The organism is Bacillus sp. FF-1 (genome assembly GCF_028548245.1).
GTDB classification, from domain to species: domain Bacteria; phylum Bacillota; class Bacilli; order Bacillales; family Bacillaceae_G; genus Bacillus_A; species Bacillus_A paranthracis.
In genome coordinates, this window is sequence record NZ_JAQQGG010000007.1 from 213606 (window position 1) to 234863 (window position 21258).

Annotated in this window: 36 protein-coding genes; 4 read left to right on the plus strand and 32 right to left on the minus strand. The window is 34.0% G+C overall.

Translation table 11 applies throughout. The features are described 5' to 3' along the window. Nucleotides 1-28: 28 nt before the first annotated feature. The 19 genes from PQF83_RS21895 to PQF83_RS21985 form a co-directional block, all read right to left on the minus strand. Nucleotides 29-757, minus strand: a complete 729-nt coding sequence (locus tag PQF83_RS21895) for a head maturation protease, ClpP-related (protein WP_048520069.1) — start codon at nt 755-757, stop codon at nt 29-31. After that, nucleotides 729-1916 (minus strand): phage portal protein, encoded by a 1188-nt coding sequence (locus tag PQF83_RS21900; RefSeq protein ID WP_048520070.1) that lies wholly within the window; start codon nt 1914-1916, stop codon nt 729-731. The genes PQF83_RS21895 and PQF83_RS21900 overlap by 29 nt, the downstream gene beginning before the upstream one ends. 16 nt (nt 1917-1932) lie before the next feature. Continuing rightward, on the minus strand, nt 1933-3603 hold the full coding sequence (locus PQF83_RS21905; protein WP_048520071.1) for a terminase TerL endonuclease subunit: 1671 nt from the start codon (nt 3601-3603) through the stop codon (nt 1933-1935). Further along, entirely contained in the window at nt 3587-3907 is a 321-nt protein-coding gene (locus tag PQF83_RS21910; protein WP_048520072.1) for a P27 family phage terminase small subunit, read from the minus strand. Before PQF83_RS21910 ends, PQF83_RS21905 begins: the two co-directional genes overlap by 17 nt. Before the next feature lie 107 nt (nt 3908-4014). Then, on the minus strand, nt 4015-4314 hold the full coding sequence (locus tag PQF83_RS21915; protein WP_272792342.1) for a hypothetical protein: 300 nt from the start codon (nt 4312-4314) through the stop codon (nt 4015-4017). Nucleotides 4315-4317: 3 nt separating this feature from the next. Beyond that, on the minus strand, nt 4318-4629 hold the full coding sequence (locus PQF83_RS21920) for an HNH endonuclease (protein WP_000447507.1): 312 nt from the start codon (nt 4627-4629) through the stop codon (nt 4318-4320). A gap of 3 nt (nt 4630-4632) precedes the next feature. After that, nucleotides 4633-4836 carry a hypothetical protein gene (locus tag PQF83_RS21925; RefSeq protein WP_001177578.1) on the minus strand — a complete coding sequence of 68 codons (204 nt, stop codon included), beginning with the start codon at nt 4834-4836 and terminating at the stop codon, nt 4633-4635. Next, on the minus strand, nt 4827-5006 hold the full coding sequence (locus tag PQF83_RS21930; RefSeq protein ID WP_000448701.1) for a hypothetical protein: 180 nt from the start codon (nt 5004-5006) through the stop codon (nt 4827-4829). Before PQF83_RS21930 ends, PQF83_RS21925 begins: the two co-directional genes overlap by 10 nt. A 613-nt stretch (nt 5007-5619) precedes the next feature. Next, complete coding sequence (locus PQF83_RS21935; RefSeq protein ID WP_001028530.1) at nt 5620-6162, minus strand: tyrosine-type recombinase/integrase; 543 nt, start codon at nt 6160-6162, stop codon at nt 5620-5622. After that, nucleotides 6159-6629 (minus strand): ArpU family phage packaging/lysis transcriptional regulator, encoded by a 471-nt coding sequence (locus PQF83_RS21940; RefSeq protein ID WP_001041414.1) that lies wholly within the window; start codon nt 6627-6629, stop codon nt 6159-6161. The genes PQF83_RS21935 and PQF83_RS21940 overlap by 4 nt, the downstream gene beginning before the upstream one ends. An 18-nt stretch (nt 6630-6647) precedes the next feature. Beyond that, nucleotides 6648-6794 (minus strand): hypothetical protein, encoded by a 147-nt coding sequence (locus PQF83_RS21945; protein ID WP_000723865.1) that lies wholly within the window; start codon nt 6792-6794, stop codon nt 6648-6650. A gap of 243 nt (nt 6795-7037) precedes the next feature. Further along, complete coding sequence (locus PQF83_RS21950) at nt 7038-7412, minus strand: YopX family protein (protein WP_000658754.1); 375 nt, start codon at nt 7410-7412, stop codon at nt 7038-7040. Between the two features lie 245 nt (nt 7413-7657). After that, on the minus strand, nt 7658-7882 hold the full coding sequence (locus tag PQF83_RS21955) for a hypothetical protein (RefSeq protein WP_000417046.1): 225 nt from the start codon (nt 7880-7882) through the stop codon (nt 7658-7660). Nucleotides 7883-7918: 36 nt separating this feature from the next. Next, nucleotides 7919-8506 (minus strand): ribbon-helix-helix domain-containing protein, encoded by a 588-nt coding sequence (locus PQF83_RS21960; RefSeq protein ID WP_272792343.1) that lies wholly within the window; start codon nt 8504-8506, stop codon nt 7919-7921. Between the two features lie 992 nt (nt 8507-9498). Continuing rightward, nucleotides 9499-9750: a hypothetical protein gene (locus PQF83_RS21965; RefSeq protein ID WP_061129009.1), complete on the minus strand. Its 252-nt coding sequence runs from the start codon at nt 9748-9750 to the stop codon at nt 9499-9501. 45 nt (nt 9751-9795) lie between these two features. Continuing rightward, on the minus strand, nt 9796-10002 hold the full coding sequence (locus PQF83_RS21970) for a hypothetical protein (RefSeq protein WP_061129010.1): 207 nt from the start codon (nt 10000-10002) through the stop codon (nt 9796-9798). A 61-nt stretch (nt 10003-10063) separates the two neighbouring features. Then, on the minus strand, nt 10064-10462 hold the full coding sequence (locus tag PQF83_RS21975) for a hypothetical protein (RefSeq protein WP_000824917.1): 399 nt from the start codon (nt 10460-10462) through the stop codon (nt 10064-10066). 28 nt (nt 10463-10490) lie between these two features. Further along, entirely contained in the window at nt 10491-10799 is a 309-nt protein-coding gene (locus PQF83_RS21980) for a hypothetical protein (RefSeq protein ID WP_001099201.1), read from the minus strand. Between the two features lie 169 nt (nt 10800-10968). Continuing rightward, nucleotides 10969-11223 (minus strand): hypothetical protein, encoded by a 255-nt coding sequence (locus PQF83_RS21985; RefSeq protein ID WP_000963458.1) that lies wholly within the window; start codon nt 11221-11223, stop codon nt 10969-10971. Nucleotides 11224-11341: 118 nt separating this feature from the next. On the opposite strand from PQF83_RS21985, the gene PQF83_RS21990 reads away from it, so the two are divergent. Then, nucleotides 11342-11866, plus strand: a complete 525-nt coding sequence (locus tag PQF83_RS21990; RefSeq protein WP_000703029.1) for a hypothetical protein — start codon at nt 11342-11344, stop codon at nt 11864-11866. A 1-nt stretch (nt 11867) separates the two neighbouring features. Here PQF83_RS21990 and PQF83_RS21995 read toward each other — a convergent pair whose 3' ends face one another. The 11 genes from PQF83_RS21995 to PQF83_RS22045 form a co-directional block, all read right to left on the minus strand. Then, entirely contained in the window at nt 11868-12056 is a 189-nt protein-coding gene (locus tag PQF83_RS21995; protein WP_000391590.1) for a hypothetical protein, read from the minus strand. Between the two features lie 41 nt (nt 12057-12097). After that, entirely contained in the window at nt 12098-12289 is a 192-nt protein-coding gene (locus tag PQF83_RS22000; protein ID WP_000974685.1) for a DUF3954 domain-containing protein, read from the minus strand. 73 nt (nt 12290-12362) lie between these two features. Then, entirely contained in the window at nt 12363-12725 is a 363-nt protein-coding gene (locus PQF83_RS22005) for a hypothetical protein (RefSeq protein ID WP_001126008.1), read from the minus strand. Continuing rightward, a complete protein-coding gene (locus tag PQF83_RS22010) occupies nt 12700-12888 on the minus strand; it encodes a hypothetical protein (RefSeq protein WP_000926793.1) in 189 nt (62 codons plus the stop codon). The genes PQF83_RS22005 and PQF83_RS22010 overlap by 26 nt, the downstream gene beginning before the upstream one ends. Nucleotides 12889-12890: 2 nt before the next feature. Further along, entirely contained in the window at nt 12891-14213 is a 1323-nt protein-coding gene (gene dnaB, locus PQF83_RS22015) for a replicative DNA helicase (RefSeq protein ID WP_000063899.1), read from the minus strand. Continuing rightward, nucleotides 14210-15148, minus strand: a complete 939-nt coding sequence (locus PQF83_RS22020; protein ID WP_000312162.1) for a DnaD domain-containing protein — start codon at nt 15146-15148, stop codon at nt 14210-14212. The genes dnaB and PQF83_RS22020 overlap by 4 nt, the downstream gene beginning before the upstream one ends. Before the next feature lie 283 nt (nt 15149-15431). Further along, nucleotides 15432-15716: a hypothetical protein gene (locus tag PQF83_RS22025; RefSeq protein ID WP_000857128.1), complete on the minus strand. Its 285-nt coding sequence runs from the start codon at nt 15714-15716 to the stop codon at nt 15432-15434. 181 nt (nt 15717-15897) lie between these two features. Next, nucleotides 15898-16119 (minus strand): hypothetical protein, encoded by a 222-nt coding sequence (locus PQF83_RS22030; protein WP_000215307.1) that lies wholly within the window; start codon nt 16117-16119, stop codon nt 15898-15900. A gap of 12 nt (nt 16120-16131) precedes the next feature. Beyond that, on the minus strand, nt 16132-16719 hold the full coding sequence (locus tag PQF83_RS22035) for a hypothetical protein (protein ID WP_000537287.1): 588 nt from the start codon (nt 16717-16719) through the stop codon (nt 16132-16134). A 41-nt stretch (nt 16720-16760) separates the two neighbouring features. Further along, on the minus strand, nt 16761-16970 hold the full coding sequence (locus PQF83_RS22040) for a hypothetical protein (protein WP_000111277.1): 210 nt from the start codon (nt 16968-16970) through the stop codon (nt 16761-16763). A gap of 44 nt (nt 16971-17014) precedes the next feature. After that, nucleotides 17015-17200: a helix-turn-helix transcriptional regulator gene (locus tag PQF83_RS22045; protein WP_001071960.1), complete on the minus strand. Its 186-nt coding sequence runs from the start codon at nt 17198-17200 to the stop codon at nt 17015-17017. Nucleotides 17201-17352: 152 nt separating this feature from the next. Between PQF83_RS22045 and PQF83_RS22050 the strand changes: the two genes are divergently transcribed. Together PQF83_RS22050 and PQF83_RS22055 are read left to right on the plus strand one after the other, a co-directional pair. Then, complete coding sequence (locus PQF83_RS22050; protein WP_000885768.1) at nt 17353-17772, plus strand: helix-turn-helix domain-containing protein; 420 nt, start codon at nt 17353-17355, stop codon at nt 17770-17772. An 18-nt stretch (nt 17773-17790) separates the two neighbouring features. Then, nucleotides 17791-18225: an ImmA/IrrE family metallo-endopeptidase gene (locus tag PQF83_RS22055; RefSeq protein ID WP_272792344.1), complete on the plus strand. Its 435-nt coding sequence runs from the start codon at nt 17791-17793 to the stop codon at nt 18223-18225. On the opposite strand, the gene PQF83_RS22060 is transcribed toward PQF83_RS22055, so the two are convergent. Next, the gene (locus PQF83_RS22060) at nt 18222-18401 is read right to left on the minus strand and encodes a hypothetical protein (RefSeq protein ID WP_000377559.1); all 180 of its coding nucleotides are present in this window, start codon (nt 18399-18401) and stop codon (nt 18222-18224) included. The two genes, PQF83_RS22055 and PQF83_RS22060, sit on opposite strands and share 4 nt — an antisense overlap. 161 nt (nt 18402-18562) lie before the next feature. Here PQF83_RS22060 and PQF83_RS22065 point away from each other — a divergent pair, with 161 nt between their 5' ends. Next, nucleotides 18563-20113: a recombinase family protein gene (locus PQF83_RS22065; RefSeq protein WP_000286209.1), complete on the plus strand. Its 1551-nt coding sequence runs from the start codon at nt 18563-18565 to the stop codon at nt 20111-20113. On the opposite strand, the gene yhbH is transcribed toward PQF83_RS22065, so the two are convergent. Further along, the gene (yhbH, locus tag PQF83_RS22070) at nt 20098-21198 is read right to left on the minus strand and encodes a sporulation protein YhbH (protein WP_000503508.1); all 1101 of its coding nucleotides are present in this window, start codon (nt 21196-21198) and stop codon (nt 20098-20100) included. The genes PQF83_RS22065 and yhbH overlap by 16 nt on opposite strands. Nucleotides 21199-21258 lie beyond the last annotated feature (60 nt).

The following is a 21258-nucleotide window of genomic DNA, read 5'->3' on the forward strand; positions in this document are numbered from 1 at the left end:
CTCCTATTTTTATACAAAATAAAAAACACTACCGTTTTGGAGTGTTTAAAGCTGTTAGTAATGTAAATAATGCATTTTTGCTATTATGAGTAGTTTCTTTTGGTTCTTCTTGTTTTTTGACGGATGACTTATATTTGTTTAATATCTTTGCCTTTGGTTCTAACTCATCACCTTCATCATCTTCTGGGATTTCTATTTCATCTGAAATTTCATCACAGAAACCAAACGTTTTACATTCTTCAGCGGTTAACCAAGTCTCTTCTGCTAGCAGTGTTTCAAGTTCACTTTTCTCTCCTACAAAACGAGTTGTATAACTTTCTGTTACTGCCGTATCAATTTTTTCTAATTGATTAGCTACTTTTCTTAAATCCTCTGAATTACCTGCTGCATATGTCCATGCCTTGTGAATCATCATCATCGTATTTTTCGGCATAATAATTTTATCTGCTGCCATTGCGATAACAGAACCACCTGATGCCGCTAAACCATCAATATAAACATTAACCTTCGCTTTATGATTTTTAAGAAGATTATGAATTGCAATAGATTCGAATACATCACCACCTGGTGAATTGATATGAATATTAATCGTACCGGTAGAAATGTTGTCCAATTTATATTTCACGTCATCAGCCGTAATATCAGCAAACCAACCTGAACCAATAGAACCATATAAAAACAGGTCGGTTTCATCATTTTCTACTTTATTAAATACTTCAAAACGTTTATTAATTTTTGGAATTTGGATTGTTGTCACCTTTTACACCTCCTTTCATCGCTTCTGCGCTTTCAACTGATTCATAGTTCTTAGTAACATAACGCATTTCTGCCCATTCCTCATCTATAGGTTCACGCCCTAACATTCGTAAAATATCATTAATTGAATTTACACCAATTCGGAAAAATACATCACAAGCATTTGCAAGCTCTGTAATGTCCACATGTTTAATTCGACTTGTATCAACTTTCAAATATGTTCGCCCTAAGTACTCTTCTTTTGTATAAAACTTCCGATTTATTTCATCTGTAATTAATTCTATAAGTGGATTGATACAAAACATAAGGAAATTATCCGTTTGTTTAGATACATCAACCACATCACCTTTTAACATTCCTTTTGGTACATGAAAAGCCATAGAAACAAAATCAATAATGTCATCTACCAATGATTTAATATCTCGACTATCTAATTTATTTCCCTTTGAAGTATTGCTGAAATTATCTAATTCGTATCCATCTTGTAATTGGAAAACGGCACCTGCATTATCCGCTTCGAAAAATGTTTTAAACTGGTCATTAAACATTGCATCAATTTGTTCTTGCATCTCATCAGTTTGTGGTCTTAAAAAATCGCCTTTCACTACAACTCGCATAGCATTAGAGCGCTTATAAATGTTCGTTGCAGAAGTAATTAACTTTCCCCAGCTTCCATATAAACCATCTATTACATTCATGATATTTTCATCATTTAATTGAAAGTAAAAAACTTCACTCTCTTTAAATACCTTCTGGGTAAAAGTGAAATCATTTATTGTAACGTTTGTATACCAATTTTCTCTTAATGCAAATTCTTCTTTATTGAAGCTATCGGCTACATAAAGTTGATCGTTATGCATTATTACTAAACACTCGTTATCATAAATCAAATGTGAAACTAAGCTATGCATAAATTGAGATGCGTTTTGATTTTGATTTGGCTGTACATTAAATAAATAATGGTTTTCATTTCGGACTTCTTTTCCTTTTTCAAAAGTTTGGAACTCACAACGTACAAGCGTGTTCGCAATTAGATCTACACAAGTATTTACAGCTAATTTTTTAAAATAAAAATCAAGAGAAGACTCATACAAATAACTTTTTAGTACTTCCCTGTTTCTCTTTCCAAACCAACCGCCTATCCAATCTATTAATCCCATTCCTTCACCTACCTTTCTAATAAGTTCTTACTTTGAACGTTCCCGGAGTGAGTTGTTTATGTTCACTTAATTCCGAATCAAAATTTAAGGCATGCAAAAAGGCGAAAAACCCATCTGTTTTCCGCTTTTCTTTATCAATCTTTTTATATTCAATATTTCCATTCATTTTTTCTTCTTTGTATACATTACCAACATACCAACGCATAAGAGGATCATCGCCAAAAACAATTGTTTGCTTAATAAACATCTCCTCTACAAGCGGGGCTAACATGCTATGTGTGGCTGGTCCACGACGTACAATTTCAACTTCAAATCCTGCTGTAGTTAATGCTTCTTTTAAAATTGTAGAACGATACAAGTCCATGCTAACTTTCTTAATACGATATGTCTTATTCATCATGACAAACCAATTTAATACATGTTCTGCACTTATTGATTTATCATATACAACCGTTAACAGACCTTTTTCAATAGCTATTTTAATTATGTCTTGATTAATGTCTTGTAATTTAGGAGCTGTATGATGCATGAATGTATGTTGCATCCAATAACGTTTCCCGTCTTTTTTAAATAAAATCCCTACTGAACAAAAGTCGCGTATTTGCGCAAAGTCAACAGCTCCTATACATTCTATTCCTTGGATATCGTCAGGGAATGGCTGCTCTGTAGCTAACCTTTCCTCATAGGTAGCAACTTCTTTCCTTGTATCCTCGACAGGTAAATTCATTCTTTTTGTCATGAACTCAATTCGCAATGCACTATTGCGTTTCATATCGTGATATTCTTTACGCATTTTATGCTGTAAATTTTCATTATATCGATATGAAGGATTTGCCTTTTCCCACATTGACTCATCATGAACTTCTTGTTCCTCATCCAGTTTGCATATAAAAGGAAATAGTGTAGAGTCCGGTAATTCTTTATTCAAAACCATTTGTGCTTCTTCTTTCATATCATCCAGCACTCCACCACGAACATTTCCATCTGTCGTAATATAGAAAATCCTTGGGTCTTTCTTTTTACCTAGGCCGGATGTAAAGACTTTTATATTCGAATAGTCCTCATACTCATGTAACTCATCAAATATAACAGTTCCACTTCGCTTACCATCTTTCGTACGAGCATTTGACGTATTAAATTCAAACTTAGACTTTGTTTTTATATGTTTAATGAGTATTTTTGATTTGTAAAAAACTTTTTTTAACTTTCTTGCAAATTTAGGAGTTTCTAAAATATTTAACACATCTTCGAATGATGTTTTCGCCTGATCTTCTGAAGTCGCCACAATGTCTATATCATAATTTTTAATTCCATGATGACCACTTAACATATAAAAGCAATCATAACTGATATACCCGTTTTTACCTGCCCCACGACCAAGTAATAACAAATACCTGTCAAACATAAGACGACCATCTGCATAACGCACACCGTAAATAAACGCATTACAGAACCTCTGCCAAGCAAAAAGAGAAAAAGGAAAGTAAGGGGCTGGCTTCTCTACTGATTTTTCAATAGCCTCTGCATCAATCACCACACCTGGTTTGTCTAACTTCCAACGAAGAAACTTCATAAGTAGCTTTTGTTCTTTGCAACTTTGAATTTCTCCATTCTCAACCATGCGCATATACTCATCGATGTATGGATGATATTGATATGTAGTTGGAAATCTAGATGTCATCGTCATCAGTACCTTCATCATATATTGGTTCTTTCAAGCCAAGCACTTTCAATAATTCCGTCATGCGCTTGTTTGTCTCACGAAATTCTTTTGTAGCTGGATTAGCCTTGACTCCCTTTTGACTCTCACTGTTTTGCCATTCAATCATAGGTCCATTCTTTTTCATTTCTCTTGCTAACTTATTTTTCGCATCAAACAATGTCATGTAATCATCAACAAGATCAACGTAGTGCATACCATGCAAACCGCTATTTTCCAATTGTTGTAATAAATCTTGCTTTATCTGTGCTTTTTTTGATAGTTTTCGCACAAGTACCCCCCCTCTTACTTTTTAATTCGCAAAAATGTTTTAACCGCTCTCCCCCTCCCGTTGAAAGCTCCCCCGAAAGAAAGTCGATTTTATTTTAAGGGGGGTACTTATTTAATTCGTATATATCTTTCAACAAAATAAATAGTATAATTTATTTCTTCTTCTGAAATTGGCAAGAACATTTGAACTCTATCTATATCTAAAAGTTGTTTCACTTTATCAATCGTTAAGTTATTACATTTATTACGATTGATAATGTCTCTGATTTGAGTGTACCTATAATAAATAAAACGAGCACCAGCATTAAAGATGTCTCGCTCTACGCTTGTTCTATCCTCAGGTTCTAACGTTGCTACTCTTTCAAGATACTCAGTGTCGTACTCACGACCGTTATCGTTTATTATCATGTTTTACCATCTCTCTTCATTAACAAACGCTGGTAGCTTGTCCTGTGCCCTTAAACGGTCATGTACTTCGTTATGACATGTATTACATAGAGACATAAGATTATCAAATGTTAAAGCAAGCTCTGGATATTCTTTCACTTCCTTGATGTGATGAACACAATCAGCCTTACGATACTTCCCTTTATCTCTACACATACAACATTCAAAGTTATCTCTCTTTAATGCCTTGAGCCTTAGTTCACGCCATTCCCTAGACTTATAGAACTTCATAAGCTTGTTATCTCTTATTAACTGAATAAGCTCATGTGTTTCCATATCTCACACCTCACTCATTAACTTGCCTATTAAACTTGTTATCGCTTCTTTCTTTTCTTTCGGCTTCGTTCTTTTGTTTAACCTATTTAATTCTTTAACTACTGGTCGCAATGATTCTAATTCCACGTAATCTTTAAGATTCTCTTCACCAATAGCATTAAGGATTGTACCGATAGCAATCGCATTTTCAAGTTTAGTTAATTGCATTGCTCATTATCCTTTTCAATTAAATGTTCAAGACCTTCTAATGCTTCTTCACCATTCACATATATCGTTACATTTTTCAAAATAGAAATCACATCATCTAATGATTGGATTTTATTCGGATCAATCTTATATTGCTTTACAGGTTTAAGTACTAATGTTTTAGTTTCCACCCTTCATCCTCCTCAAAAATAAAAAGCACCCGAATGGATGCTTTTCTCTCAATAATTCATTTGTATTTTAATTGTGGTACGTGAAGTTTTATTCTTTTTCCAATCACCTAATGTTGTTGCCTTCATCTGCGCCAACCTTATTAAGTAACTGGAAGAAGAGCAAAAGCCCTTCTTCGCTTGAATGACATAAATTGCAATTGAATGTGAAATCAAGAAACAACTATCCATCCAATCTGCAACCATCGCCACCGGTCATGACGATCCATTTTCATTATCAGGAATTTTGTGAGAAATGTTTTCCGCCACTTCTCACAATACAAATATATCATGTTAAAAACCAAAACGTGTCCGTAAATAGTTCGCAAATAGTTCACGAATAGTTCGCGTTTTTTATTTCTGTATTTTTGCACATCGTTTTTCAGCTTCTTTTTGCATAGTTTTGAATAAATATGTTCTTTAATCCTTGAGAATGAATTAGCTATAAACTAGAGTGTGTTAAATTCACCTGTACGCATTTACCTCATATGTATCAAGCCTTCATGTATTATTACAGAAATGAATTTGACACGTTCAGTTTGTAGCTAATTCAAAAATTGATAAAAAAAGAAAGAAATTAGATTTTAAATTTCCTTTGATAATCATTTAATGTATCTTGTTCAATTCCGATATATCTCAATGTTTCTTTTTGCTCTGTATGATTTAGCATTTGCTGTAAAACCGCTACATCTCTAAACTGTTGATAATGATGATATCCGTACGTTTTACGTAAAGAATGTGTCCCAATACGTTCTAATCCAAACTCTTGCGCCGCTTGATTTAGTATCACATAAGCCATTGCCCTTGTAATTGGCTTATTTTTCCCGTTCCGACTTTTGATCAAATACTCGGTTTTCGGCTTTCCTTTTGTATAATCGCGAATTGCCTTCTTTAATTCTGATGGCATCTTAATATCTTTTATTTTCCTCGTCTTCTTTTCACGTATAACAATATTCCATCCCTCTACATCACGAACACGCAAGCGCAATATATCTGATATCCTAAAGCCTGTATTAATACCAAGAAGAAACAGAATGTAGTTTCTCTCATTCTGCTTCTTATAGAATTCCTTTATCTCTTGGATAATCTCTTTATTTCGAATCGGCTGTACAATGTTCATGCTGTTTCTACCTCTCCGTTTTGTGTACTTTGCTTAAACACTTCTTTTCGTAAACTAAAGGCCAAACGTAATAGAGCTTTCCCTTTCACTTTGTAATATGTAGTTCTACCTAATTTAACTTCATCCATTATGTCTGGATCGTACCCTTTATACTCTTCCATATAATACATATATATAATTTTTCTTTCTCTCTTTGGTAATCTATTAACTGCCCTATGAATCCATTTCATGAACCTTTCTCTAGCTTCTTCAAATTGAATTCTCTCAATAGCAATATTTTCTGTAGAGCTATTAAATTCATTCGTTACACATGGAGGAACAATTGAATACGATGGTGTTACTTTAGGAAGTAAATCACTCGGTAACATCGCTAAATATCGTCTGTACTCTTCAAATACTTCTTCTACTGAATCCTTTGTCTTTTCCTCATCAATAACAGGCATTTGAAATTCTAATTGTTTATTCACATTAATTCCTCCAATTTTTTATTTTTGTCTAAAAGCACCGCCATGACCACGCTCATATCTTGGTCTACGAATGCCCATTAATTCCTCTATATCTCGAACACTTAATTTTTCTTTCTTACGCTGCCTATTCTGTTCCTTTTGCTGCTGATTACGAATCTTTTTCATTCCCATCACCTCTAAGCAAAATAAAAAAAGCGGACACCAAACTACAGAGCAATATCACTAATGCTCTTTGTAGTTCAGTGTCCGCTGGTTCTTCCAGTAGGACTAAATGTTTAATTGCTATTATTATATCATTTTCTTGCATTTTTTTAACTTTTCAAAGGATTTTACTTAATAATTTCTAAATCTTCTTTTTCTCCACTTGTGGCGAAAAATTATCATTTTATCGCCAAAGGATTATTTTGTTTAGTTTTTGATCAGTTCAGGATTTTCATAGATATTCCCTACAACCTCTACATCGTCGTAATAATTACCATCTTTATCTTTCACCCCATGCAATCTCCACATCTCTCCATGTTGAAACGCTGGATATAAAATGAAACAAGGCGAACCATCTTGTCTCCAACGAACCTCGAATGTACCGTATGAACCAGTAGACCAAGCTTTTACAATGTCACCCTCATAGATATCAGTGCCGTTTTTATCTTTTAATCCTGTGTATTGAGTTACTTCGTATTCTGGATTATCAATAAATTCACCGATGTGGTAGTCTCTGATAAGGTCTCCTTCGTGAAAATGCTTATATACTTTATCCCATGCACGAAACTTAATTTCTTTCATTTCCCTCTTCCTCCCCTGAATAAAACTCAATATTCCGTCAATACTGTAGATGGAGGAATTTTTATATACCCATTAATTCCTCCCTTTCTTTAAGGGTTGGACAGTTAGTTTTCGCTAACTGTCCTTTATTCATTTGAATAATTAGCACAACTTTGTGCATACTATCTATAAGCTGCTTTCTTAACAGTGTTGGCAGCCCGGAATCTTTTGTCAAAAGGAGCAGTTAGCTTTTGCTAGCTGCTCTTTTATTTCGTATTATTCCAGCCTTGTTCTGTTAATTCCCACCCTTGATTACGCAATTCTAAAGCATCTGACTCTCTTCTTTGTGAAGCTCTTTTAATTGCTCTCTGTAAGCATTGAATTTCTTTTTGTTTGTATTCCAATTGGCGTTCAAACAATTCAATGTTTTTATCTTCATTTGTCACATATCTTTTATAAGCTTCAATTCTTTCTTCAGGCCACTTTTCCATATCCATTCCCCTTTTCAACAAAATGAAATTTTTATATTAATCTCTATCATTCAATAAACCTTTTTGAATTAACTCTCGAAGAACTTTAGATTGATTAAGGTTACCTTTTTCACATAACTCTTCAATTTCTCTCCACACTTCAGAAGGTAATGTTACTGATACTTTTTTCGTAATTCCAAACCCTTTACGACCAGCACCTTCTCGTTTACCACCACGTTTACTTTGAATTTGGTTACTCTTATCTTTTTCTAATGCGTTACCTTCATTTTTTTGATTCGAGTTACCATTTTCATTCTCTCTATTAGTTTGATTAAGGTTACTACCTTTATATTGATTTAAGTGACCTTTTTCATATTTATCTTTCAAATCTTGAAGTTTATTTATTAATTCTTCATATCCTTGAATCTCGTTTAAATAGTGTTTTTTTTCCATATGCTTATGCATATCATTATATGGATTCCCAAGAAAAAGATTTTTTATATAAGAAGACTCCAGTATCAAATCTCCAAATAATACCTCAGCTCCGTTTTCATTACTCCATTTAACTAAATCACCAATTTTTTCTAGATGATTAATAAATAATGATTTTAATTCTTCCTTTGTCATTTTTTCTAAATTGTTCATAACGACCTCTCCTTTGAATGAAGTTACTTTATTCAATTTTATTCCGCATCGAAATTATTATCAATTGATTTTGGTAACTTTATTCAAAAAGATTTCGACAAAATAGCGTTTTTGTTGAAAATGATGCCCTCATTTTTTTGGACACATTTACCAGTGTTTTTACAAAAAAATTCATGATATGGTTATTTAGTTGAGTACGTCATTACTTGACAATTACCCTTAGGAACCCCGCGGACAAACGGGGTTTCTTTTATTTAAATAACGATTTTTTCTTACTCCTCAACCAGCTAAAACTATGTTAAAATTAATCCATAATTTGTAAGGAGGTATATAAAATGCTCTCACTATATACATGTGTATCTTGTGATCAACCTCTCATACAACACGATGAACATTCGTTTATTCATTACTGTATTAATCCAAATTGCGAAGAAGCAAAACTGCACTTATCTCTGTTGGAAGAGATGGGGTTGTGAACCCTATCTCTTTTTCTATTCAAATACCGATTTTGTCTAAATCCATTCACTACTCTCATACTTTGACATACAATAATAGTGCCTTTCTAAATAATGTGAGTTCGTCACTGTCGTTATAATGAGGTATAAGGAGCGCTCTCGATTAGCGCTCTTTTTATTTAAATAAAGATTTTATTTAATTCCCATTCATCTTTTAGATTTCTTTGAATACATTAATATCATAAGAAATTCAATATGGTGCTCTGGTCCAGTTACCTTGAATTTCTTGCAGACCTTGAGAGAAGAATCCGTTTATAGCAAACGGGTTCTTTTATTTTTGGTCATACAATAAGAATTTTGTTTTAATACTCTACGCAATCCTCACACCAATACAAAATTTTGTTTTTATAACTCCAATCATTTATGCCTCGGATCTGGTTTATATTTAATTTCTTGTCACATAAGTAACAAGTTTTAACTTTTGTTTTTCTCCATCTTTGTTTCTTCATCGCCGCTCCTCTTTTCTTATTCGAATAACTATTTTGTTTTATTTCGCATATTTTTAAACGGCTCTATTAATAGCCAATAAATAAATTTACAAGCATTATATATAATGGAAATTGCAACTAGACTTAAAATAATAACCATATAAGCTAGTCCACCCCATCCCTCATGAATCGAATCCAAAATGAATAATGGCGAGACAAAAGTCAAACCTATTACACATAAAATCACGAAGGCAATTATCATCAAACATAGTTCTTTTAGTCTCTCTTTGAATAAGCTCAAATTTCAATCACCTCGCTTTCTATTCAAATAACACTTTTGTTATGTTTAATAGACTTTATCTTCTGGATAATACTTGTTATAAACCATCTTCAATCCTTTTCTGTATATATTCCTATAATTACTTCCTGCATCTTCTGCACTAATCATGAAATCCGTCAACATTTGAGCGAATAAGCACTTGTCTTTTTCACTCAATACAATAGTAATTTCATTAGGGATTTCAGACGGCTTTACTACAAACTTCTCACGCACATGAACACCTACTTTTCTATAAAAGTCAAAATCTATTACAATAAGGATTTTGTTCAGTTGTTTATTTAGTATGCGTACCTTCTACGCCTCTTTTTTCCCTACCCACAGTTCGTTTTCTAAGCCACAGTAACGCCTCTTCTAGCTTAGTGATTGCCATTGAGTTCTCTCTACAACGGAAATCTGTTTGGTTGAAATGTTCAAGGCGACAAATAACCATAGCGATAAGATCCTCATTCATTACACCGTTAATACCAGCTTCTTGGATTGGTCCTTCTTGAAAATTAACCTCTCCAACCTTTAAAGGTAATGGATTATCGTTCTCGACGTTATTAGGATTGTACATAACGATTCCAGTGTTAGCATAAACTTCAAAGTGATGTGGAGCATTGTTTGTAAACTCCTCTTCGTGAAATACCTCAGTGTACTTTCTCGTTAGCAAATCATGTTCTAGTCTTTTCATTTTTCATTCTCCTTTTCTATTCGAATAACTATTTTGTTTGGTTTTTTGACTGTTCAAATGCTTTTTTCTCACAATCTACACATGCTACAATGTCGCCACCTTCATCAAATTGATATATAGACTTTTCTTCAATATCCTTATTTAAAAAGCAAATATCACAATTAAATTGCTGTTTCTTATCCACTAATTCGTCATTGATTTTCTTAGTTAGTTTTACCGTTCCAATATCCTCGTAAGGCTGAGCAATATATCCTTTATCATGTAGAGCTTTAACTACTTCTTGCATATCCTTCCAAGCTTCTGTACCTTGACCGAATTTAATAGTAACTGTATTCATTTTTCATTCCCCTTTACGAATATTCTTTTCCACATTACACATACTATCTACAAGTCAACTTCCCATGACTACACTCTTTTAAAACGGAGCTTGTTCCTCCGGACTGTTTTGGATCGCGGCAGGTAACTTAGTCAATTACCTGCCATTTTCTATTCAAATAACGCTTTGGTTAAAATTTTTGATTCTGCCATTCAGTAATACAAGCTGGTTCAATTTCTTCAAATTCTTGTGTTTCTACATCAAGATCAATGACAGAATAGCTAGGTACTACTAAAAATTCTTTTCCGCAAACGTTACAAGTAGGATCATCAAGTGCATAAACTCCTTTAATTGTGTCAGGATTTTGCAAATCAAAATCAGCATTTTCAAAAACTACAAGACCATTACATCCTTTAACGTTACATTTATGTGCTTCAATAGCCATTTCTCATTCCCCATTTCTTAATAAAATTCAAATTTGGTCTTACTTCACATCAGTACACTTGTGACTAGCTTCTCTACTAAATCCTGGTATAATTCCCCATAGAGAGGAGGTGATACTTATGAAGATTTCAGATTGGATACAAATATCTGGAATAATCGTTTCAACACTTGTCGCTATTACATCCATTTTTATAGCATTAAAATCATTAAAGTTAACTCGAAAATCTATCGAAGAGGCAAATCGACCTTATGTCACATGTTTTGTATCTGCAATTGATACAGGTTTTCAAGCGAAATACTTTATTATTAAAAATTTCGGCAAATCAGGTGCACGAATTATTAATATTGAGTTTAATAAGAGTTTGCCAGATCTTGGGCGTAATGGCACGATTGACTCAATCACTAATAGCCTCATAGCACCAAACCAAAAATTTATGACTGCCGTACCGTCCGAAATGGATGATATAGTTAATGTAAAAATTACATACGAGGACTTTAATAACAATTTATTTGAAGAATCCCATACTATTAATTTCGGATATTCTCAAGATTTAGTTTATACAACTGTTAAGCATTCTCACCTTAACGACACCGCTAATACCATGCAGAATGTTGCTCAATCTATAATCAAACATTTCATCTAAGTTATCTTGAATAACTTACATACTTTTTGTGAAGTTCAATTTCAAACTCAAGACGTTCTATTTCTATTTGAGAAATGTCTTGAGTTTCTCTAAGGCACCTTTGAATTTCTTCTTTTATAGATTCATCGTCACCTATAGGTATCGATATTTTTATATGTGTCTTTATTTTTTCAGTTTGTTTTTCTTCCATTTCTATAGCCCCTCATTTCTCACAAGATTTTTAATCGTATATTAAATTAACTGAGTTTTTCTTTCGTCCATGCGAATTACTTTTCCGTCTTTATAAGTAAATGATTGTTCACCAAATCCACCTTGAGGTGGTTGGATTAATTGAACTTGACCATTTTTAACGATGTAAATACCATTCGTTTTTAAATCTATTTCAGCTGTCATTTCCGCAATATTTTCTTTGATAATTGCCACCGAAACCACTCCCAAATGTGTTATAATTACTTTGTCGAGTAAGTTGAGAGTGATCTCAGCTTTTTTTATTTGTCTATAAATATTGCAAAACATTTTCTGGAACAAATGATTGTTCCGATGATAGATGGAGCCGAATTGGAATCGGCTCTTTTTCATCTCTTGCCCGCTTACAAATTTCTTCAGCTTCTTCCCATACAAATTGTTTATCCTCCGCTCGTTTATAACGCCAAATTCCAATCGCATACTCTTCAAATAACTCATAGCGTTCATCGGGTGCTGTCGTCGGTTTTAATTCCTCAATTGCTTTAGCTTGACGTGGTATTTGCACAACTACATCTGCATACCGTAGTTTTGAGTTCACGCGATGAATATGCGCTTTCTTAGGATCAAATGATACGACTGATTCCACATCAAAGATTGTTAGTTGCTTGGGCACCATTGCTTCTCTCCAATACTTGCAAGCTTGCGATTAATATTCCCTCTAGCTGTGTTAATGTTAGTTGATCTAATGTCTGGCCATTAATTTCTGATAATCCAAGGTCTAATAATTTACGAATAATTGCTAACTTTCTTCGCTCTACTTCCTGACGTAATAGCATTATTAAGCCTCCTGTTGTCTATCAAACTTTCGTTCTAAGCCTACAAACTTACTAAATTCTTTAATGAATGCTAATTCCACAACACCTACTGGACCATTTCTCTGTTTTGCTAAAATGATTTCTGTAATGTTTTTATTTTCGGTTTCACGGTCATAGTAATCTTCACGATATAAGAACGCGATTAAGTCCGCATCTTGCTCAATTTGTCCATTTTCACGTAAGTCTGAGAGTAAGGGCCTTTTATCCTGCCTGCTCTCAACAGCACGACTTAACTGCGATAATGCAACCACGCATACGTTTAGCTCTCGGGCCATAAGTTTTAACTTGCGGCTAATTTCTCCAATTTCTTGCATGCGATTTCCTTTATGCTTGGGATCACCTACAATAAGCTGTAAATAATCAATTGCGATTAAAACTTTTTTATCAGGGTGCTTACGCTTTAGCTTCCTAGTTTTAGCGTAAATCTCTTGCATCGTGACATTTGCTTTATCGTAAATTTCTAATGGCAAGTCATTTATCAATCCCATCGCCTGACTAATCTTCTCCCAATCCTTTAAATTGCAAAGCTTTTTAGGATTCTTCAATTTCGTAGCATCTACATTTCCAGTACTTGAGATCATTCGCTTAATTAATTGCTTTTCTCCCATCTCTAGCGAAAATACCCCTGTTGCTGTATGGGCACTGGCTGCATGAAAAGCGACGTTTAATACAAATGCTGTTTTCCCCATTGAAGGTCGAGCGCCAACAATGATTAAATCACCTTCTTGTAATCCAGCCGTCATTCTATTTAAATCATCGTAACCAGTTGGTATACCAGTTAAATCACCTACATCAACTTGCATTTCCTTATACAGATCCACAAGTGTTTCTTTTAAATTAAATTCATCTGAATAACCTGTTTCTTCAATGGCGCTTAGTTCATCAATCGAAGTACTAATTGCGCTCATATCTTTATCTTGCTGAAGACGGTTATATAAGTTACCAGCAACCTCTTGAGCATGTCTCATCTTCCAAGCTTCAATCACCAGCCCTTCGTGATATGAAAAGTTTTTAGTTGTGGTTACAACTTCTGTTAGATTTACAAAGAATTCAATCCCGCCAATTTGATGCATAAATCCTTCATCGAATTTTCCAATGAGAGCAACAAGATCTATCGGAGCCTCAGCATCCTCTAGCTCTCTCATCGCTTTAAAAATCACTTGATGTGTTGGTAAAGAAAACTGTTTTGCTTTTAGCTGGCAATCTTTAATTAAATCGCCTTCTTGAATAATGCTACCTAAAACACTTTGTTCAGCTTCTACGTTACGAATCATATCGTTACTCATTGAATCAACCATCCATTCTGTTGATTAAGTGCTGCAAGTTCTTCATCCGTTGGAATGTTTTGTTCCCATGATTCTTGCTGTTGTATCACGTTTTTAGTAGATTCCGATAAGCCTTTTTGTTGGTAAGGTACTTGTGACGACTGTTGTGCTTTTGCATATCGTTGAGCACGAAATTCTTTATCAGCGGTTTCAACGTCTGCTACTGTTTTTAAGCCTTTAAGATGCCAATCTCTTAAAATCGTATTTACGTAATTCATATTTCTAGTGTTTTTCTCTAAAGCAATTTCCATAGCTTTTACAACAAGCTCTGCATTTAAATCATCTATCCATCCGTGAATACCATCTGCGATATAAGGTGTAATGAATCCAAAGTTCTGCTCGTAAAAAGTAATTGGATTAACCGCAACAACTTCTTCCGCGCTTGTGCGTTCTTCTTGTTGTTGTTCTTCTTTTTCTTCTTCTTTTTCTTCTTCTTGTCCACCTGTCGTTGACGTATCGTCGGACGTATCGTTAGCATGAAGAAATTCTTCAAAAATAGCACGAATTTTATCGTTTTTAACTTTTGCTGCTACTAAAGCTACTAGGCTAGTATCTCCTACTCCATCTAGTTCTTTACGAATACAATCTTCTACTGGCTTCCCACCTCTATTGAGGTTGTATTTCCCCCAATTAATAATGGCTAGCTCTCGTGTTTCTGGATTATACTTAACTAATTTGTGATGCTTTTCAAATCGATCTAATAGCGCATTAACACTTTCCATTGAGTAACCTAAATCAAAAGCCATTTGCTTTTTCGTAATTTGGTAAACTCCTATTTGTGTAGTACGTGGATTAGTTAAAAGATACAGATTAAACAACTTATCTTCTGGAGTCATTTCCTCAATAACTTTTGCATCCTGCCAAAAAGAAACTTGTACTTGTCTATAAACCGCCATATTATTCATCCTCCCGTTTACATATCGCGAATCCGTCCTCTACACGTAATAAGCGATAATTCTTATATCCTGTTTTGAGATATTGCTTTACTAAGTAGATAAGGTGCTGCTCTGATGTCGATTGCTGAAGAAGTTTAGGATTCAGCAACACTCTATGTAATGATTTGTCTAAAAGCATGCAACACACTCCATTGTTATACAGCTTCTCATTTGGTATAATTATCCTAACTAAAATTATTAAAGCCATTTATTGATCTATCACTCTGCAAAGTGATAGATTTTTTTATTTCTTTCGAGTAACTAATGAAGCATTGATTCCTCTCGCTCGAAAATCCGTTATGATTACACGGTAACTTTTCGATGCCTCATAATCTTGTTTTGCTTCACGAAGCTCCATAAAGTCTTTTGAACAACGAATTAATTCTTCATCCCATCGATCCGCTTCTTCTTTTGTTTGAGCGTTAAATACGTTATGAACACAAGTCACCATACAATCATGTAACTCATTCGCAAACTCAAGATCCTTTGGAAGAACCAATTCAGCTAAACGATTATATTGAGTTTTCATAGGTCTCACCTCTTTCTATTACTCATTGATGCTGTACGCATCGTTACAACCAGAAAGGCTTATTGTAAGGGGATGGGAGGAACAATCCCTTTCTGGTCATAACGACAAGCACAGTGCTTGTCCAAATGATTTATATAATGTTATAATTGCTTTATCATATTTTTGTTAAGGCTACTGTTTCCTAGGCGGTAGCTTTTTCTTTTACCCATTTATGCTTTAAAACAAATGAAGCTTCTATAATTTTGATTCGAATTCCAATTAGTTTCTTCTCTCTTTTTAATTCCTCTAAGTTTTCATCCTCCGCGAATGTTTCCGCTAATTTAATTTCACCTGCTAGCTTTGCATCAAGACGTACTAACTTTTTATACTCTTCCAAACTAGGGTTTATATAATCCACTGTCACTGTTATTCCTCCTTACATTACTTTTGATAACTTCAATAAACTCTCAACCGAATGAACAACCACATTATCTGAAATGGCTTTTCTTAACCAATTACCTCTTACTTCCTCAAGCAATCCTGGATGTACACCCTCTAATGCTTGAATGACACATTGAGTCGCTTGTATCATGTCATATACCTCTTTAGCATGCTGCACGTATTCTTTTTTCTTTGAATCATTCATTTGCCAAGATCTTGTTGTGACTTGCAATTTCATAATCTCTTTTGCTGCTTTAATGCCGTCCTCAGCTTGCTTGATATAATTCATAATCTGTAAGTTCACATCACTCGTCAAACGTGGATCTGTAGGCGGTAATCCAACACCGTATATATGTTTAATCGCCTGCTTGTTTAATGGCGCCCTCGTTGCATCACACCAATCCATCGCTAGTTCAAATGGAACTTGTGAAGTACCAGCCTCAATATTTTTCAAGCGTTCATATGTAATTCCAAGATACGATGCAAGTCCTTTCTTCGTTGTTAACGTTTCATCTTCACAACTTTCTCTAGCTCCTTGTAATAACGCGCCTATTGATGAATTACTATATATACTTGTTCCCATATTCGTTCGCCTCCATATTAAGTTGTTAAGGTATTAAAATATTAATTAGCGGATACTTCCATATTGATTTTATGAATGACTTCATTGAGTCGCATAAGAACTGGATTTTTATTTTCTTGTTCTTTTTGAAACCAATGTTTTCGTTCTTCTGACGACATATTAACTAAGTTTGAATGAATTACTATTGTTACGTTTCCGGACTTAATTGTCTTGGTGTCTTTAACAGAAGATGCTTGTTTGATTACTGACATGTTTCCACCTACTTTTCTGCGTTATTACCGTTCGTTTTTCGCACTTACGTTTTAAAAATTTTTTCTACAGAACTCCCTAATACTTCTGATATTTTTAAAGCAACATCTAAAGACGGTTTATGTTTACCGTTTTCTAAATTAGATAAATACGCTCTAGTAATTCCAACCTTAACTGCTAGTTCTTCTTGAGTTATAGCCTTTTGTTTCCTAAGTTTAGTAATTTGGTTCAATTCATCGTCCCCTTTTTTGTTCGTTTTCCGAACCTTATAAACCTATAATACGTTCTTAAAACGCACATGTCAACACAAAAGTTCGTTTTACGCACTGTTTTTTTTACGCACATCAAATGATAAAATATAATTCATAAAGGAGGGTTATAGAAATGGCTTTTTCAAAAAAATTAAAAGAGTTAAGAGAGGGGAAAGGACTTTCTCAAGAAGAACTGGCTTTAAAATTAAATATCCCTCGTTCATCTATAACTCATTATGAGAATAGTGATGATCGGTTACCAAGAAAATCTCGCCTATTAGAAATTGCTGATTTTTTTAATGTATCAGTAGACTTTTTACTTAGTGATGCGAAGGAAGAAATTCAACTTAGCAAAAAAGAAGAACGTGATATAGCTCGTGATCTAGAAAGAACTCTAGAGCAATTAGATAATAGTGAAGATGCATTAATGTTTGATGGCGAACCTATCGATGACGATACAAAAGAATTAATTCGTATGTCACTTGAAAAATCTATGCGGATGGCTAAAAAAATGGCAAAACAAAAATTCACTCCAAACAAGTATAAAAAATAATGAATGGAGTGAATTGATATGGACATTAAAGAATACGTACTATACATCGCAGAAAAACACCAAACAACCAATCCATTCGAAATTGCTAGCCATAAAAATATCAGCGTTATGTTTGAAAACCTAGGAAATACACTTGGATTTTATAGCACTTATAAAAGAATGAAGTTTATCCATATAAACAATCAAATAGATGAAATTACACAACGGTTTGTATGTGCGCATGAACTTGGTCATGCGCTACTTCATCCAAAAGCAAACACCCTATTTTTGAGAAATCAAACTCTTTTCTCTGTGGATCGCTTAGAAGTTGAAGCAAATACATTCGCTGTTGAACTTTTATTATCTGATGACATGATTTTTGATTACGAAAATACTAATTTATCAATCCAAGAAGTTGCTGAGATACATGGTATTCCAAAAAGTTTTGCTCGTTTAAAGACTTATACATATTAACCAAGAGCAACTTCCTTATTGATTTTATGAATAATTTCGTTCAGTTTCATAAGAACTGGATTTTTTCGCTCTTGCTCTTTTTGAAACCATTCACGTCTTTCATCAGAGGTCATATGAACTAAATTAGAGTGAATGACAATTGTAACTTGTCCAGATTTAAAAGTTTTACTATCCATGTCTTCCCCTCCCTTTTGAATATGTATATGTTCACTTGGAGGGTGGACAACCTATAAAAGATAATGATCATTTCGACAAAAAGAATGCTTTTACCATTCTTTTTTTCTATGTCATTTTTGTGTATAGTGAATTTAATACAATTGTATAGAGGTGATTTAAATTGTATCGTCCTGAATCTCTTGATGTATGTATATATTTGAGAAAGAGTCGTAAAGACGTAGAAGAAGAACGACGTGCGTTAGAAGAAGGGAATAATTATAATGCCTTAGAACGCCATCGTAAACGTTTATTTGCCATAGCTAAAGCTGAAAATCATAATATTATCGATATATTTGAAGAGGTTGCTTCTGGAGAATCCATCCAAGAAAGACCTCAAATGCAACAATTACTTCGTAAATTAGACGGAAATGAAATTGACGGCGTGTTAGTAATTGACTTGGATCGACTTGGACGTGGTGACATGTTAGATGCTGGAATGATTGACCGTGCCTTCCGTTATTCTTCTACCAAAATAATTACTCCTACTGATGTGTACGATCCAGATGACGAATCATGGGAGCTTGTCTTTGGTATTAAATCTTTAATATCGCGACAAGAACTTAAATCTATTACGAAACGCCTTCAGAATGGAAGAATCGACTCCGTTAAAGAAGGGAAACACATTGGTAAAAAGCCGCCATATGGATATTTAAAAGATGAAAACTTAAGATTATATCCGGACCCCGAAAAGGCATGGGTAGTAAAAAAAATATTTGAATTAATGTGTGATGGTAAAGGAAGACAACTGATTGCTGCCGAATTGGACAAGCTAGGAGTAGATCCACCTGTAACCAAAAGAGGTGCTTGGGATGCTTCTACAATCACCTCTATCATAAAAAATGAAGTTTATACCGGGGTAATTGTATGGGGCAAATTTAAACATAAAAAAAGAAATGGGAAATATACGCGTCAGAAAACTCCTCAAGATAAATGGATTGTATATGAAAACGCTCATGAGCCAATCGTTTCTAAAGAATTATTTGATACTGCGAATGAAGCGCATAGTAGTAGACATAAACCTGCTGTCATTTCTTCTAAAGAATTAACGAACCCTTTAGCCGGTATTTTAAAATGTAAATTATGTGGATACACAATGTTAATTCAAACTAGAAAAGATAGACCACATAATTACTTACGTTGTAATAATCCTGCATGTAAAGGTAAACAAAAACAATCTGTATTTAATCTAGTAGAAGAAAAACTACTATATTCCTTGCAACAAATAGTAGATGAATACCAAGCTCAAAAAATAGAAGAGGTAGAAGTAGATGATTCGAAGCTTATATCATTTAAAGAGAAAGCAATAATTTCAAAAGAAAAAGAATTGAAAGAGCTGCAAAATCAAAAAGGAAATTTACATGACCTTCTTGAACAAGGTATTTATACTGTGGAAATTTTCTTAGAGAGACAAAAGAATCTTGTAGAACGGATTACCTCTATTGAAAATGATATAGAAGTACTGCAAAAAGAAATTGAAATAGAACAAGTTAAAGAACATAATAAAACAGAATTTATTCCAGCATTAAAAACAGTTATTGAATCTTACTATAAAACAACGAACATAACATTGAAAAATCAATTATTAAAAACTATACTAAGTACAGTCACGTATTATCGTCATCCAGACTGGAAAACAAATGAATTCGAAATTCAAGTTTACTTCAAAATATAAAAAAGCCTGTATTTACAGGCTTTCTCTAATTGTACACATGATAGTGTATTAAACTGATTCACTTCCCCATACCCAAACATATTACACTTCTTCATTAATTCTTCAACAAGTTTTACACATCTAGCATTATCTGATGTTAAATTATCACCGTCTGAAAAATGGAATGGATAAATATTATAGCGGTCTGGTGAGTATTTATTATCAATTAGCTCGAGTGCTTTTTTGTATACAGAAGAACAAATTGTTCCACCACTTTCTCCTTTTGAGAAAAACTCTTCCTCTGGAACTACTTTTGCCTCCGTATGATGGGCAATAAATTCAATATCTACTGTTTCATACTTTGTGCGTAGAAATCTCGTCATCCAGAAAAAGAAGCTCCGTGCCATATATTTCTCCCATATGCCCATCGATCCACTCGTATCCATCATCGCTAATACAACAGCTTTTGAATCTGGCTTTAATACTTCATTCCAAGTGCGGAACTTTAAATCTTCTTGATGAATTGGATGGAAAGATGCTTTACCACGCATCGCATTTCGTTTATATGCGGATATCATCGTTCTTTTCTTATCAATGTTGCCCCATAATCCCGTTTTTCTAATATCATTAAATTCAACATGTTCAATCCTGTTTTCATCCATTTCTTTTCTCTTTAAATTAGGCAGCTCTAACTCTTTGAAAAATGCTTGCTCTAATTCCAAAATAGAGACTTCAGCTTCATAATAATCTTCCCCAGCCGCATCCCCTGCTCCTTGCCCTTTTCCTGGTCCTTTTTGCTTTTGACCACCTGATCCATCTCTCGCAACGACATCACCAACTTTGCTGTCACCATTTCCTTGCCCAACGTGTTTGTTTTTATCATAATTGTACCTAATCTTATATTCATCTAAAGAACGAATCGGTATTTTTACAACATCCTTACCATTAGACATAACAATGCTTTCTTCTGTTACAAGATCGGGTAAATTATTCTTAATTGCCTCTTGTACTTTCTCTTGATGGCGTTGTTGGTCGTCATATCCTTTGCGATGGAGGGACCAGTTTTCCTGTGAAATCGTATAATTTGGTTGGTTTTCTTCACCCATTTCTTTCCCTCCTTACTGTAATTGTCTTCCTATATGAACAGCAAGCTAGAAATTTTGTTT

Coding starts and splice junctions, on each gene's coding strand:
- PQF83_RS21990 (WP_000703029.1), top strand. CDS start 11,342: ATGAAGATTTCAGATTGGATACAAATATCTGGAATAATCGTTTCAACA.
- PQF83_RS21915 (WP_272792342.1), bottom strand. CDS start 4,314: ATGATAATAAACGATAACGGTCGTGAGTACGACACTGAGTATCTTGAA.
- PQF83_RS21935 (WP_001028530.1), bottom strand. CDS start 6,162: ATGAACATTGTACAGCCGATTCGAAATAAAGAGATTATCCAAGAGATA.
- PQF83_RS22050 (WP_000885768.1), top strand. CDS start 17,353: ATGGCTTTTTCAAAAAAATTAAAAGAGTTAAGAGAGGGGAAAGGACTT.
- PQF83_RS22010 (WP_000926793.1), bottom strand. CDS start 12,888: ATGCTATTACGTCAGGAAGTAGAGCGAAGAAAGTTAGCAATTATTCGT.
- PQF83_RS21920 (WP_000447507.1), bottom strand. CDS start 4,629: ATGGAAACACATGAGCTTATTCAGTTAATAAGAGATAACAAGCTTATG.
- PQF83_RS21980 (WP_001099201.1), bottom strand. CDS start 10,799: ATGAATACAGTTACTATTAAATTCGGTCAAGGTACAGAAGCTTGGAAG.
- PQF83_RS21975 (WP_000824917.1), bottom strand. CDS start 10,462: ATGAAAAGACTAGAACATGATTTGCTAACGAGAAAGTACACTGAGGTA.
- PQF83_RS22035 (WP_000537287.1), bottom strand. CDS start 16,719: ATGGGAACAAGTATATATAGTAATTCATCAATAGGCGCGTTATTACAA.
- PQF83_RS22025 (WP_000857128.1), bottom strand. CDS start 15,716: ATGAAAACTCAATATAATCGTTTAGCTGAATTGGTTCTTCCAAAGGAT.
- PQF83_RS21950 (WP_000658754.1), bottom strand. CDS start 7,412: ATGAAAGAAATTAAGTTTCGTGCATGGGATAAAGTATATAAGCATTTT.
- PQF83_RS22020 (WP_000312162.1), bottom strand. CDS start 15,148: ATGGCGGTTTATAGACAAGTACAAGTTTCTTTTTGGCAGGATGCAAAA.
- PQF83_RS21995 (WP_000391590.1), bottom strand. CDS start 12,056: ATGGAAGAAAAACAAACTGAAAAAATAAAGACACATATAAAAATATCG.
- yhbH (WP_000503508.1), bottom strand. CDS start 21,198: ATGGGTGAAGAAAACCAACCAAATTATACGATTTCACAGGAAAACTGG.
- PQF83_RS22040 (WP_000111277.1), bottom strand. CDS start 16,970: ATGTCAGTAATCAAACAAGCATCTTCTGTTAAAGACACCAAGACAATT.
- PQF83_RS21960 (WP_272792343.1), bottom strand. CDS start 8,506: ATGAACAATTTAGAAAAAATGACAAAGGAAGAATTAAAATCATTATTT.
- PQF83_RS21900 (WP_048520070.1), bottom strand. CDS start 1,916: ATGGGATTAATAGATTGGATAGGCGGTTGGTTTGGAAAGAGAAACAGG.
- PQF83_RS22055 (WP_272792344.1), top strand. CDS start 17,791: ATGGACATTAAAGAATACGTACTATACATCGCAGAAAAACACCAAACA.
- PQF83_RS21925 (WP_001177578.1), bottom strand. CDS start 4,836: ATGCAATTAACTAAACTTGAAAATGCGATTGCTATCGGTACAATCCTT.
- PQF83_RS21905 (WP_048520071.1), bottom strand. CDS start 3,603: ATGACGATGACATCTAGATTTCCAACTACATATCAATATCATCCATAC.
- PQF83_RS21985 (WP_000963458.1), bottom strand. CDS start 11,223: ATGGCTATTGAAGCACATAAATGTAACGTTAAAGGATGTAATGGTCTT.
- PQF83_RS22060 (WP_000377559.1), bottom strand. CDS start 18,401: ATGGATAGTAAAACTTTTAAATCTGGACAAGTTACAATTGTCATTCAC.
- PQF83_RS21955 (WP_000417046.1), bottom strand. CDS start 7,882: ATGGAAAAGTGGCCTGAAGAAAGAATTGAAGCTTATAAAAGATATGTG.
- PQF83_RS21945 (WP_000723865.1), bottom strand. CDS start 6,794: ATGAAAAAGATTCGTAATCAGCAGCAAAAGGAACAGAATAGGCAGCGT.
- dnaB (WP_000063899.1), bottom strand. CDS start 14,213: ATGAGTAACGATATGATTCGTAACGTAGAAGCTGAACAAAGTGTTTTA.